We start from the raw sequence: 13,278 nt of genomic DNA, 5'->3' as shown, positions 1-13,278 counted from the left end.
CGGTACGGGCGAGGACTCACCTGTGCACAGATGAGTCCGGTTGGCCCCGCTTCGCCCCGCCGAGCGCGGGCACGGTGAGGGCGCCGGTGGCCAGATGGGCGAGGACGACCTCGTACAGATCGCTGCCCAGGGCCAGCAGCTGGCGTTCCAGGACGGGTTCCGCGGCCCGGACGTGGTCGCGCACGGTCTGGGCGTGGACGCCGAGGTCCCGGGCCGCGCGTTCGGCGTTCGAGTCCGCGGCGATCCAGGCGCGCAGGGTGCGGCGCAGGTCGCGGCCGTCCGCGTCCAGGCGGCCGAGCAGGTCGTGGGCCCAGGCACGCAGCGCCGTCGAGGCGAGCAGCTCGCCGAGCCCGGCCCGGGCCGGCGGGTACGGGGCCGTGCCACCGGAGTCGTACGGCTCCTGCACCGCTTCGGTGTTGAGCACGAGGTGGGCGGCTGCGCGGGTGGTGAGGTCGGAGAAGTCGGTGCCGAGCAGGGCCTCGACGCGGTCCATGCGGGCGCGGACGGTGTTGCGGCTGACGCCGAGGACCTTGGCCGCGCTCACGGCGGTGAACTCCAGCCCCAGCCGGGTGGTGGCGAGCAGTTCCGCACGGATGTGGTGGGGCAGGGTGTCGAGGGGACGCAGCACGCCGGCGGACCAGGCGCGCAGCGCGTCCGGATCCATCAGCCGTTGGGGGTGGGTGCGCTCGGCGTAGACGGCCGTCTGGTCGGGGCGGAAGCGGGCGACGGCGAGGGCGCTGATGGCCTGCCCGTAGGCGGTGGCGGTCCGGGCCAGGCGCTGGCGGAGGCTGCCGCCGAGGAAGGTGCCCGGCCGGCCGTCGACCAGGGCGCGCAGCCGCTCCTGCGCCGCCGGTGCGGGGCTGACGACGATGACGTGCCCGTCCGCCGCGGGGCAGAGCACGACGAGTGCCTGGCCCTCGATGGCGTCCGCGCAGGCGTCGGCGAGGGCGTCCCGCGCGGCGGGGAATCCCTCGACGACGTACACGCGGGCGGTGTCCTCCTCCAGCAGGCCCGGCCACAGGCCCGCGGCGACCCGGCGGGCGGAGACGGTGTCCTCCACCATCAGCAGTTGCAGGATGGCCAGCCGCAGGTCCGCGGTGGCCCGCCGCAGCCGCTGTCCGGCTTCCGTCAGTTTCCGTTCCCTCAGCAGCAGTTCGAGAACGCCTGCGGTGTGGTGCACGATGTCGGCCGCGCGCCGGTCGAAGGGTTCCGGGCGGGCCACGGCCAGCACCGCGCCCGCCGCCGGGCCCTCTTCGGGGTGCGGTAGCCCGACCATACGGAGGTGGCGTTCGCCGTCCTGCAGGGCGGCCGCGGAGATGCGGCCGGTGACCAGGCCGGCCAGCACGGTGGCGTCGAGCGGCACGCGGTCACCGGCGAGGAGGCCGCCGTGCGCGTCCTGGAGGCAGACCGTCGCCCGGACGGTCCGCCCGAGCCAGGCGACGACCCGGCGCGGGTCGCGGCCGGCGGGACTCAGCTGGCCGAGCAACTGCTGCGCCCAGGCGGTGTCGTTGTCGTGCGGCTGCTGGGCGTGGGGGCCCTCGTCTGCTCGGCCGGCCACGTCGCCCTTCTCCTCGTCTCCGTGCTGACCTCGGCTTTCGACCTGGACGTTACCCCACATGCCCCCTCGTCCATGCCGGGCACGGGCGGGCACGCTGAGTGATCCACTGAGGTGGACGCCGTGGAGAAGCCTTGCTCGGCGACGTACCGCAGCAGGTTGAGCTGCTCCTCGGACAGCTCGCGGTGCGGGAGGTCCGGGGCGACGCGGCCGGCGTCCCGCCGGGGCTGCGCGTGCGGCAGCCGGGAACGGCATAAGCTCGGCGGATGGCGAAGTACTTCGACGTGCACCCCGAGAACCCACAGCCGCGCAGCATCGGTCAGGTCGCCGACGCGGTGCGGTCGGGGGCACTCATCGCATATCCGACCGACTCCTGTTACGCGCTGGGCTGCCGGCTGGGCAGCCGGGACGGCATGGACCGGATCCGCTCGATCCGCCATCTGGACGACCGGCACCACTTCACGCTGATGTGCCGGGACTTCGCGCAGCTCGGCCAGTTCGTCCGCGTCGACAACGACGTGTTCCGGGCCATCAAGGCGTCGACTCCCGGCAGCTACACGTTCATCCTCCCGGCCACCCGCGAGGTGCCGCGCACGCTGCAGCACCCGAAGAAGAAGACCGTGGGCGTGCGCATCCCCGACCATGTGGTCACCCAGGCGCTGCTGGCCGAGCTGGGCGAGCCGCTGCTGTCCAGCACGCTGCTGCTGCCGGACGAGGAGGAGCCGATGACCCAGGGCTGGGAGATCAAGGACCGGCTCGACCACGCGGTGGACGCGGTGGTCGACTCCGGGGACTGCGGCACCGAGCCGACCACGGTCGTCGACTTCTCCGGCGGCGAGGCGGAGATCGTGCGGCGCGGCGCCGGGGACACCTCTCGGTTCGAGTGACGCCGGGCGGCCGCCAGGCGGTGTGGATCTTGCGTGGCAGCATGGGACGTACACGCAGCACCGAGGGGCACCCGCCTCCCGCCGCTGATTCCTCAGGAGGCTTCTCACCATGACCGCCATACAGGGAACAGCCGTCGACATCCCGACCGCGGACGGCACCGCCGACGCCTACCTCGCCCACCCCGCGGACGGTAACCCGCATCCGGGCGTCCTCTTCTACCAGGACGCCTACGGCCTGCGCCCGCAGCTGAGGGCGCAGGCCGACCGGCTCGCCGGGGCCGGTCACACGGTCCTGGTGCCGAACGTCTTCTACCGGCACGGCCGCACCCCGATCGGCGAGCTTCCGGAGTTCATCGACCCTGCGGCCGATCCGACCATCTGGGAGCGGATCACCCCGGTCATGGCCTCTCTCACCCCCGAGCAGACGAAGCGGGACGCGGACGCGTATCTGGACTGGCTCGCCGACAGCCCTCTGGTCGCCGACGGCCCGGTCGCGCTGACCGGTTACTGCATGGGCGCCCGCCTGGTGCTGCGCACGGCGGCCACCCACCCCGAGCGGGTGGCCGCGGCGGCGGGCTTCCACGGTGGCCGGCTGGCCACCGATGCCCCGGACAGCCCGCACCTGGGCGCCGAGCACATCACCGCGGAGCTGTACTTCGGCCACGCCGACCAGGACCACTCCATGCCCGAGGAGCAGATCCGGCGCCTGGACGACGCGCTCACCGCCGCCGGCGTACGGCACACCAGCGAGGTCTACCCGGGTGCTCACCACGGCTACTCCCAGGCGGACACCCCCGCCTACAGCCGTGAGGCCGACGAGCGGCACTGGGCGGCCCTTCTCGACCTGCTGAAGCGCACCTTCTGAGGTATGCGGGGTGCCCGCCCTGCGGCGGGCGCCGCCCGGATCCCGTCCCCCTCATTGACATGCACGCGCCTGACCGCAACGCTGAGAGCGCTCTCACGCAGGTACGGACCAACGTCCGTACAACCCCGACCCCACACGGAGGTGGAGAGTGCTCCTCAGCATCACGCGCCCGGCGCTGCCCCTGGCGGCAGCGGCGGCCCTGACCGGCGGCCTCCTCACACTGGCCGCACCGGACCACGCCGGTGCCGCCGTACCGGACACCATCCCGCTGAAGATCACCAACAACTCGGGCCGCTCCGGCCCGGTGTACGTCTACGACCTCGGCACCCAGCTGTCCACGGGACAGCAGGGCTGGGCCGATGCCAACGGCGCCTTCCACGCCTGGCCGGCGGGCGGCAACCCGCCGACTCCCGCGCCGGACGCGGCGATCACGGGCCCGGCGGCCGGGCAGTCCAGGACGATCCGGATCCCGAAGTTCTCCGGCCGGATCTACTTCTCCTACGGCCAGAAGCTCGACTTCAGACTGACCACCGGCGGGCTGGTGCAGCCGGCCGTGCAGAACCCGTCCGACCCCAACCGGAACATCCTGTTCAACTGGTCGGAGTACACGCTGAACGACTCCGGGCTGTGGCTCAACAGCACCCAGGTGGACATGTTCTCGGCGCCGTACGCGGTCGGCGTGCAGCGCCCCGACGGCAGCGTGAGCAGCACCGGGCACCTCAAGTCCGGTGGCTACGCCGGCTTCTTCGACGCGCTGCGCGGCCAGCCGGGCGGCTGGGCCAAGCTGATCCAGACGCGCTCCGACGGCACCGTACTGCGCGCCCTGTCCCCGCTGTACGGCGTGGAGACCGGCGCTCTCCCGGCGAACGTGATGGACGACTACGTCAGCCGGGTCTGGCAGAAGTACGCGGCGTCGACGCTGACCGTCACACCGTTCGCCGACCAGCCGAACACCAAGTACTACGGCCGGGTCTCGGGGAACGTCATGAACTTCACCAACTCCTCCGGCGCGGTCGTCACGAGCTTCCAGAAGCCGGACGCGGACAGCGTCTTCGGCTGCCACAAGCTGCTGGACGCGCCCAACGACCAGGTGCGCGGGCCCATCTCCCGCACGCTGTGCGCCGGTTTCAACCGCTCCACCCTGCTGGTCAACCCCAACCAGCCGGACACCTCGGCGGCGGACTTCTACCAGGACCAGGTGACCAACCAGTACGCGCGCAAGATCCACGCGCAGACGGCCGACGGCAAGGCGTACGCGTTCGCCTTCGACGATGTCGGCAACCAGGAGTCGCTGGTCCACGACGGCAGCCCGCAGCAGGCGTATCTGACGCTGGATCCGCTGAGCTGACATGCCACGGTCCCGCACCCGACGGGTGCGGGACCGCTGCGTGTGCGTCAGCCGGTCGTCAGGGCGGTGTCGTCCACGACGAAGCTGGTCTGGAGCGAGGAGTCCTCCACTCCGTTGAACTTCAGCGTGACCGTCGAGCCCGCCAGCGAGGACAGGTCGAAGGACTTCTGGCTGTAGCCGGAGGCCTTGTTGAGGTTCGAGTAGGTCGCCAGGGTCTTCGAACCGGCGGTCACCGTCAGCTTGTCGTACTGGGTGCTGCTGGTGGTCTCGTCGCTGTCGATGTGCAGGTAGAAGGTCAGGGTCGCCTTGCAGCCCGCGGGGATCGTCACCGACTGGGACAGGGTGTCGGTGTGCGAGGAGCCGTAGCCGTCGAGCCAGGCCTTGTAGGAGCCGCCGTGGGCCGCCTCACCGCTGTCGGTGGTGATGACTCCGCTGGTCGCCGTCCAGCCGGTGCCGCCCGATTCGAAGCCGGGGTTGGCCAGCATCTGGGTCGATGTGCAACCGCCGCCTCCGCCGGAGTTGACCGTCCAGCCGAAGGTCGCGGTGCCGGTCGCGCCGGTGGAGTCGGTCACCGTGACCGTGGTGTTCGAGGTGCCCGCGGTGGTGGGTGTGCCGGAGATCAGGCCGGTCGAGCTGTTGATCGACAGGCCGGCCGGCAGACCGGAGGCGCTGTAGCTGAGCGCACCGCTGTTGGTGCTGCTCGCCTGGATCTGCAGGCTGACCGCCGTGCCGACGGTGGCGGTCTGACTGCCCGGGTTGGTGACCGTCACTCCGCTGCTGGGCGGGTTGATGTGGCTGCCGACGTTGATGCCGGCGAAGGCGTTGCCCACCCCGGCGTACTGGGTGGAGTTGGTGCCGTAGAGCGCGGCGGCCGCATTGAGGGCGGCGGTGCGGGCCGCGGCGTAGTCGGTGCTGGACGTCATGTACGAGGTCAGCGCCTTGTACCAGATCTGCAGCGCGGCGGCCCGGCCGATGCCGGTGACCGCGACGCCGTCCGAGGTCGGGCTGTTGTAGGTGACGCCGTTGATGACCTTGGTGCCGCTGCCCTCGGACAGCAGGTAGAACATGTGGTTCGCGGGGCCCGAGGAGTAGTGCACGTCCAGGTTGCCGACCCCGGAGTACCAGCTGTCGGCGGACGAACCGTCCTTGCTCGGCTTGTCCATGTAGCGCAGCGGCGAGCCGTCGCCGTTGATGTCGATCTTCTCGCCGATGAGGTAGTCACCGACATCGGAGCTGTTGTTGGCGTAGAACTCCACGCCCGTGCCGAAGATATCGGAGGTCGCCTCGTTCAGCCCGCCCGACTCGTCGCTGTATTCGAGGCCGGCGGTGTTGGAGGTGACGCCGTGGCTCATCTCGTGGCCGGCCACGTCCAGCGAGGTCAGGGCGTGGGTGCCGCCGGAGCCGTCGCCGTAGGTCATGCAGAAGCAGCTGTCGTCCCAGAAGGCGTTGACGTAGTTGCTGCTGTAGTGGACGCGCGAGTAGGCGGCGACGCCGTCGTTCCTGATGCCGCTGCGCCCGAAGGTGTTCTTGTAGAAGTCCCAGGTCTCCTGCGCGCCGTAGGCGGCGTCGGCCCCGGCGGTCTGGGTGTTGGAGCCGGACCCGGTGCCCCAGACGTCGTCGGAGTCGGTCATCAGGGTGCCGGTGCCGGAGGTGCCGTTGTTGAGGCTGTAGGTCTTGTGACCGCCGCGCGTGGTGTCGTACAGCTGGTACGTCGATCCCGACAGCGTGGTGTTCAGGGTGACCGTGCCGCTGTACTGGGTGTTGCCCGTGCCGGTCTTGACCGCCTGGTAGCGGTACAGCTCCTTGCCGGTGGTGGCGTCGGTGACGACGTGGAGCTGGCTGGGCGTGCCGTCGTCCTGGAAGCCGCCGATCACGGTCTCCCAGGCGAGCTTCGGGGTGCCGCTGCCGGCCCAGATCACCTTGCTGGCGCTGTCGGTCGTGGCCTTCTTGGCGTCGAGAGCCTGCGCTGCCTTCAGGGCCTTGGACTCGGCGGCGGCCTTGGTGAAGGTCGCGGTGGTGGAGGCGACCTTGACGGTGCGCTTGTTGTTGAAGGTCGTGGTCACGGTGCCCGCGGCCCGGGAGGCGGGCGGGGTGTGCACGATGAGGTCGCCGCCGAGGACGGGGAGGCCGGCGTAGGTGCGCTCGTACCGGGTGTGCAGGGTGCCGTCGTTGTCCTTGACGACGTCCTTGACGACCAGCTTCTCCTGTGCGCCGAGGCCGAGGGTGCGGGCGGTCGCGGCCGTCTTCTGCCTGGCGCTCTTGATCAGCGCGGAGTGCTGCGCCGGGGTGAGCTTCGCCTCCAGGCCTCCGGTGTGCAGGGGACTGGGGTGGGGCCCTGCGGGCTCGGCGGTCGCCGGAACCGCCTGGATGCCGACGGCGAGGAAGGCCGCGGTGGAGACCAGTGCGGCTCCGACCGTGGCCCGTCTGTGGGGATGACGTCTCACTCGTACTCCTCCTGCTGCGGCCGCCGGGTCGCGGCCGGTGACAGACCGGGCAGACGGGTGTGCTGCCCGGGACGAGCTGAGCTGTGCGGGGACCGTGGTCCGTGAACACATCTTGGAGGATGTGTGTATTGGGGGAGGATTTCAGCCTTGACCCGCACATGTCAGCCACATCGGGGGTATTCGAGGGTTTTCCCTATGTCGTCCGCTGCGGACCACGGCCCACCGCGAGCAGGCGCAGGGTGTGGGCGGGCAGGACCTTGCTCCCGGCGTCCGGCGATGCCGCGCAGCAGGGTGCTGCCTGACCGACTCCGTGCCAACTTGTCTGGTCAAGTTTGGCGCTGATTCTTCCGTTCGACAGCACCGGCCGATACCCATGTCCCGTTCATCGTGCACAGCCGGGCCGTAAGGCCCTCATCCTCACGACACCCTTCTCAACGGGACGAGGTACACGCATGCGCATGCGCTGGAGATCCCTCGGCGGGCTGCTCGCCCTCCTCGGCGCGCTGATCGTCTGCGCTCAGCCGGCCCACGCGGCCGGGAGCAGCGGCAATCTGATCGTCAACGGCGATGCGGAGGCCGGCGGCCACTGCACCGACGACTGGGCCGCGGCCACCACGGTGCCGGGCTGGACCACCCAGGCCGGCGGGGTGGACGTCATGTGCCACACCGCCGGGTCCTTCGGGCTGCCCGGCGACGGCAGCTCCCCCGGCAAAGCCTTCTTCGGGCCCGGCAACTTCGGTGACGGCTCGATGGCGCAGACCGTGGACGTCTCCTCGGCGGCCACGGCCATCGACGGCGGCGGCGTCCACTACAACCTCTCCGGCTGGCTCGGCGGCTGGACCACGTACAGCGGCTACGTGGCGGTCGGCCTGCACTTCCACGACGCGAACGGCCGCCCGCTCGGCGCGACGGCCAAGCTGGCGACGGTCTCCGCGTCCGACCGGGGCCTGGCGACCAAGTTCCTCTCCCGCAGCACCACCGGCGCGGTCCCCGCGGGGACCCGGTCGATCCAGGTCGAGGTGCAGTTCCTGTCGACGTCGCACGAGACCGGCTACCTCGACAACCTCTCCCTCACCCTGGACACCCCGGTCACCGCACCGGCCCCGCTCACCCCGCCCGCCTCCCGAGTGCCCGGCTACGACCACGTGTTCATGGTCATGATGGAGAACACCGACTACTCCGAGGTCATGAACGATCCGGCCGACACGCCCTACATGCACAGCCTGATGAACCAGGGCGCGACGCTGACCGACTTCCACGGCGTCTACCACCCGAGCGACGAGAACTACCTCGCCGTCGCCGGCGGCGACACCTACGCCAAGGGCGCCATTTACTGGCCCAACATCAACTCTCCGCAGCGCAACCTGGGCGACACCCTGGAGGCGGCCGGCAAGAGCTGGAAGGCCTACGAGCAGGGTATGGGCACGCCCTGCAACACCAGCAACAAGTACGACAGCTACTACGAGCCCGATGACGCGCCGTTCATCAACTACACCGACATCAGCGGCAATCCGGCCCGCTGCGCCGCGCACCTGTTCGACACCTCGCAGCTGACCACCGACCTGCAGTCCGCCGCGACCACCCCGGATTTCTCCTGGATCGCCGCCGACGACTACTACGACGGCGAGGCCTCCGGCAACGGCAACGCCACCAGCCTGAAGACGCAGGACGGCTGGCTGAAGCAGACCCTCGCCCCGGTGCTGTCCTCCCCCGCCTGGACCCAGCAGCGCTCGCTGCTCGTCCTGACCTGGGACGAGAGCCAGAGTGAGGCGTACAACCACATCGCCACCACAGTCCTCGGCTCACAGGGCACCGTCCCGGCCGGGACCAGCAGCCCGGCCCACTACGACCACTACGGCATCGCCCGCACCGTCGAGGCGGCCCTCGGCCTGCCCGGTCTGACCGCCAACGACAGCTACGCGACGCCGCTGAACGCCGCCTTCGCACCGTCCACCGCGACGGCACCGACGCTCACCGGCGACCTGAACGCGGTCGCGAACGGCGGCAACGTCACCCTCCGGTACGCCGTGCCGTCCGCCGCGCAGGTGAGCGCGAAGAACTGGATCGGCATCTACCCGGCCGGTGTCACCCCGGGCCAGAGGTCCGCACTGACCTGGGCCTACACCCCCAACGCCGGCGGCGCGGCCACCTTCTCCACCGGCAAGCTCAACGGAGCAGGCACGTACGACGTGTACTACCTGGCCGACGACGGCTACTCCGTGCTGGCCGGGCCGTTCTCACTGACCGTCGGCTGACCGGTCAGTTCGGCGCACCGGGCGGCACCCGGGGCAGCGGGTCGAGCCGTACCGAGCGCGGATCGGCCAGGTAGGAGGCGATCAACTCGGCAGCCTCGACCCGCTGTTCGCCGCCCCGTTCGCGCAAGCGGACCGCGAGTGCGCGCAGGGCGGCCTTGAGCGTGGCCCTGACCGGGGCGGGCAGGCCGGGGGTGTCGAGGGCAGTGAGGAGGTGGTTCAGGACGGTCCAGTCGGCCGTGTCCCGGACGCCCGGCCGGCCCGGCACCTCCGCAGCCCGGTGCTCCTCGTCGCTCAGCCAGGTCGCCTCCAGGAGGGCGTCGACGACGTCCCGGGCGCCCGGCATGGCAGGGTCGGCGGCGTGCTGCCAGGCCACGCGGCCGAGCCGGGCGGGATCGAGCAGTTCGCGGGTGACGAGGGTGACGGCGGTCCGCACGGCTTCGAAGGGGTCGGGGAGCCGTCCGGTGCCGGTGTCGAAGTACTGGTCGGTCCGGACGTACCGGATGGCCGGCGGGGTGATGACGTCCAACACCGCCTGTGGCAGGCCGAGTCGGTCCGTGCGGAGCAGAGCGGCCAACCGGTTCAGGGCCGTGTGCTGGGTGCCCGCGTCGACGGGCTCGCCGCCCGGCGCATCGTCCCCGGCCTGCGCATAGCCGTACCGGACTCCGCCGACGAGCCGGGCGACGGCGGTGACCTCGTGGCGGTGCAGCAGGTGCAGCAGCACCGCCCGCTCCTCCAGTTCGCCGGTCTGCCGGCCGGGCGGCAGCACCCCGCGCGAGAAGCCCTCCAGGGCGATACGGCGCACCCGCAGCACCGTCTCCAGGGCCTGGAGCGCGTCTCCCCCGGTCACCCAGGGGACGCCGTCGGGGTGGGCGGCCGAGGTGCCCTGGGCGTCCTCGTCGCTGACGTACACCAGGCCGGCCTCGGCGGCCGCGCGGCGCAGTCCGGCCAACTCGCGCTCCTCGTCGGCGAAGTGGCCGTAGGCGTGGGCGACGAGGAAGTGGTCCCAGGGGCCGAGGCCGGTGGCGTAGGCGTGGGCGAGGTCGAGCTCGCCGGTGTCGGTCACGGTGACGCGAGGGTGCGGGTAGTCCATCACGGACGGCGCCGGGTGCCGCGTGCTGGCGAAGTTGTGCATGAACCCCAGGGCGTGGCCGATCTCGTGCGCGGCGAGCAGGCGCAGCCGGGCGAGCACCAACTCCTCGACCGCGGCCAGCCGTTCCGCCTCGTCGGGGCGGCCATAGGGAGCGAGCAGCGCCTCGCCGAGCGCCCGGACCTGGTCGACGCGCTGGGAGCCGAGCCGTACCCGGGCGTGCAGGATCTCCCCGGTGCGCGGGTCGGTCAGGCCCTGCCCCAAGGACCAGCCGCGGCCGGAACGGTGCACCCACACCACGCCGTTGACCGCCGGGTCGTACGGGTCGAAGTCCGGGCCTGCGGCCTCCACACGGTAGGCGTCCGGCAGGCCGGTCCGGGCGAAGGCCTCCCGCCACCAGTTGCCGCCCTCGACGACGGCCGTGCGGAAGGGCTCGGGGATGGCGGGGTCGACGCGGAAGACGACGCCCGCGCCGCCGGGCTCGGCGCGGAACCGGGGCTGGACCTTGACCTGGATGTCCGCGCGGCCGGCCAGGCCGTGGTCGGCGTACCCGATGCCGTAGCCGCCGGAGGCCGGGTGGTAACGACGGGCGGGCAGCGGGGACTCGGGCAGGCGCAGCAGGTTCAGCTGCTGGACGACGCTCACCGCGCGCGGGTCGGCGGCGACCGCCCTCAGGGCCGCGCCCCGGCCCGGTCCCCGGAAGGTGAGGAGGGCGGGCAGGCGGGTGGCGGCGGGGCCGGTGCGACTGTCGGCGAGGAGCGGGAGACTCGTCGCGGCGTCGAGCGCGTACTCGCCCTGCCCCTCGTCCTCCAAGTGCCCGGCGACGCGGTCGTGGTCGTACAGGACGAGCCCGGTGGCGTCCACGACGACCGTGCCCTCCTCCTCCCGCAGCACCGGCCCGCTCCACACCACGGACACGGCGAAGGACTCCTGGCCCGCCCGGACGGCTGCCGCGTCGCCGCTGGTCAGAAAGTGCTTGTTGAGGACGACGAGCAGCACCCGGCGGTTCGCCCGGCGGAACTCCGCCAGCCGGGCCTTGCCCGCCCGCCCCCGGTCCAGCCACAGCTCGCTGGAACCGACGCCCTGGGAGAGGGAGACGGTGAGCAGGAACGGCTCGTCGAAGCGGCGGATGCCCAACAGCAGCCGCTCCGGGCCTCCTTCACGGTCGGGCACGAGGTCGAGGAAGTCGGGGGCGCTGGAGTCGTCGCCGGTCATACGGGCCTCTCGGTCGGTGCGGGTCCGCATCGCATGGTGTCAGGCCCCGCCCTGCGAGGCGGGACCGGCTCGTTGTTACGGTTCACGGCGTGTCTGACTCCTCACGCGATACCGCACAGGGCGCCGGCTGGGGCTCTGCCGAACGCGGCGCCTACCGGCAGCTCATGCCCGGCCACGTCGAGAAGCTGTCGTGGCTGAACCCGAGGACCCTGTGGGCCGCCCGGAACGGGGTGCTGGCGTCCTGGTTCGGCGACCCCACGGGCCGTACCCGCAGCCGTTGGGTGGCTCGGCGGGCCGAGGCCGGTGCTCCCGCCGACAAGGTGATCCGCCGGGAGGTGCCGGACCGGTTCTCCTTCATGGTGATCGGCGACACCGGCGAGGGCGACGACTCCCAGTACTCCGTGGTACCAGGCTTTCTGAAGGCGGGGCAGGACACCGACTTCGCGGTGATCGCGAGCGACGTGATCTATCCCGTCGGCAGCGCGGACGACTACGGCACCAAGTTCTTCCGGCCGTACCAGGACTACCCAGCGCCGATATACGCGATACCGGGCAACCACGACTGGTATGAGGATCTCGGCGCGTTCATGCGCGTCTTCTGCGCCGACACACCGCCGCTCGACCCCGAGCCCGCACCCCGCCCGCTCACCCGGGCCTGGTGGCGCGCCCGGCTCTGGCACCGGCCGCACCCTACGGACGGTCAACACCTTGCCGAGGCATGGAAGTTGCGGTCGGCTCCGGGTCAACAGGCCGTCCAGCCGGGGCCGTACTGGGCGATCGACGCCGGACCGGTGCGGATCGTCGGCATCGACACCGGGCTGCTGGGCACGATCGACGCCGAACAGGGCGCGTGGCTGCGGGAGGTCTCCCGGGGGCCGAAGCCGAAGATCCTGATCACCGGCTCGCCGCTGTACGTGGACGGCGAGCACCACCCCTGCGCCATCGAGGGCGGCGGCACGGTCGACGACATCGTCCGTGACCCGGAGCACCACTACGTGGCCGCGATCGGCGGGGACATCCACAACTACCAGCGCTACCCCGTCGACGTGGACGGCCGCACCGTCCAGTACGTGGTCGCGGGCGGCGGCGGCGCGTTCATGCACGCCACGCACACCATCCCGCGGGTGTCGGTCGGACACGTCACCGAGCGGGACTTCCGCTGCTATCCGCTGCGCGGCGACTCGCTGGCCTTCTACAGCCGCCTGTACGGCCACCGGCTGCGCCTGCGCCGCTTCTTCACGCTCACCGAGTCCGAGGCGACGGCCGTCGTCGCCGAACAGCTCGGCATCGAGACGGGCCGGGCGCCCGGCCCGGACGCCCGGGTCACCCGCCGCACCCGCCTGGTCGCGAGCCTGCTGGGCACCGGCGGCCGCCCCGACCGCACCTCCCGGTTCCGGCTGCCCGTGCGCAAGCTCTACACCCAGCTGTTCTCGCCCGGATCCGCCACCTACAGCCCGCCGTTCTTCAAGTGCTTCCTGCGCCTGGACGTCACCCCGCAAGCGGTACGGCTGCGCTGCTTCGCCGCGACGGGCAACCGCGCCCAGGAACTGGACCCGCCGGTCGAGGACGAGGTCACCATCCCGCTGAAGTGATCACACGGTTGTCACACTCGCCTGCCAGAA

At 71.5% G+C, this 13,278-nt stretch carries 9 protein-coding genes; 6 read left to right on the top strand and 3 right to left on the bottom strand.

What is annotated here, in order from left to right; translation table 11 throughout:
- Window positions 1–16: 16 nt before the first annotated feature.
- Window positions 17–1,558 (bottom strand): helix-turn-helix domain-containing protein, encoded by a 1,542-nt coding sequence (locus AQI88_RS16915; RefSeq protein ID WP_067000010.1) that lies wholly within the window; start codon window positions 1,556–1,558, stop codon window positions 17–19.
- Between the two features lie 131 nt (window positions 1,559–1,689).
- Between AQI88_RS16915 and AQI88_RS48500 the strand changes: the two genes are divergently transcribed.
- The 4 genes from AQI88_RS48500 (at window position 1,690) to AQI88_RS16900 (ending at window position 4,655) form a co-directional block, all read left to right on the top strand.
- Window positions 1,690–1,812 carry a hypothetical protein gene (locus tag AQI88_RS48500; RefSeq protein WP_279616551.1) on the top strand — a complete coding sequence of 41 codons (123 nt, stop codon included), beginning with the start codon at window positions 1,690–1,692 and terminating at the stop codon, window positions 1,810–1,812.
- A 9-nt stretch (window positions 1,813–1,821) separates the two neighbouring features.
- Complete coding sequence (locus AQI88_RS16910; protein WP_066999300.1) at window positions 1,822–2,442, top strand: L-threonylcarbamoyladenylate synthase; 621 nt, start codon at window positions 1,822–1,824, stop codon at window positions 2,440–2,442.
- A 109-nt stretch (window positions 2,443–2,551) separates the two neighbouring features.
- A complete protein-coding gene (locus AQI88_RS16905) occupies window positions 2,552–3,307 on the top strand; it encodes a dienelactone hydrolase family protein (protein ID WP_066999297.1) in 756 nt (251 codons plus the stop codon).
- Between the two features lie 148 nt (window positions 3,308–3,455).
- A complete protein-coding gene (locus AQI88_RS16900; RefSeq protein WP_066999294.1) occupies window positions 3,456–4,655 on the top strand; it encodes a glycoside hydrolase family 64 protein in 1,200 nt (399 codons plus the stop codon).
- Between the two features lie 47 nt (window positions 4,656–4,702).
- On the opposite strand, the gene AQI88_RS16895 is transcribed toward AQI88_RS16900, so the two are convergent.
- Entirely contained in the window at window positions 4,703–7,099 is a 2,397-nt protein-coding gene (locus AQI88_RS16895; protein WP_066999291.1) for a M4 family metallopeptidase, read from the bottom strand.
- A gap of 458 nt (window positions 7,100–7,557) precedes the next feature.
- On the opposite strand from AQI88_RS16895, the gene AQI88_RS16890 reads away from it, so the two are divergent.
- Complete coding sequence (locus tag AQI88_RS16890; protein ID WP_159050349.1) at window positions 7,558–9,354, top strand: alkaline phosphatase family protein; 1,797 nt, start codon at window positions 7,558–7,560, stop codon at window positions 9,352–9,354.
- A gap of 4 nt (window positions 9,355–9,358) precedes the next feature.
- On the opposite strand, the gene AQI88_RS16885 is transcribed toward AQI88_RS16890, so the two are convergent.
- Window positions 9,359–11,686, bottom strand: a complete 2,328-nt coding sequence (locus AQI88_RS16885) for a zinc-dependent metalloprotease (protein WP_244184171.1) — start codon at window positions 11,684–11,686, stop codon at window positions 9,359–9,361.
- A gap of 59 nt (window positions 11,687–11,745) precedes the next feature.
- Here AQI88_RS16885 and AQI88_RS16880 point away from each other — a divergent pair, with 59 nt between their 5' ends.
- Window positions 11,746–13,248, top strand: a complete 1,503-nt coding sequence (locus AQI88_RS16880; protein ID WP_066999282.1) for a metallophosphoesterase family protein — start codon at window positions 11,746–11,748, stop codon at window positions 13,246–13,248.
- Window positions 13,249–13,278 lie beyond the last annotated feature (30 nt).

It is taken from the genome of Streptomyces cellostaticus (assembly GCF_001513965.1).
Taxonomy (GTDB): domain Bacteria; phylum Actinomycetota; class Actinomycetes; order Streptomycetales; family Streptomycetaceae; genus Streptomyces; species Streptomyces cellostaticus.
Note: the sequence above shows the minus strand (reverse complement) of the source record. Positions and strands in the feature narration are given on the sequence as shown.

What these genes read in the sequence shown, in the direction of transcription:
- AQI88_RS16910 (WP_066999300.1), top strand. Translation starts at nt 1,822, where the DNA reads ATGGCGAAGTACTTCGACGTGCACCCCGAGAACCCACAGCCGCGCAGC.
- AQI88_RS16905 (WP_066999297.1), top strand. Translation starts at nt 2,552, where the DNA reads ATGACCGCCATACAGGGAACAGCCGTCGACATCCCGACCGCGGACGGC.
- AQI88_RS16890 (WP_159050349.1), top strand. Translation starts at nt 7,558, where the DNA reads ATGCGCTGGAGATCCCTCGGCGGGCTGCTCGCCCTCCTCGGCGCGCTG.
- AQI88_RS16885 (WP_244184171.1), bottom strand. Translation starts at nt 11,686, where the DNA reads ATGCGGACCCGCACCGACCGAGAGGCCCGTATGACCGGCGACGACTCC.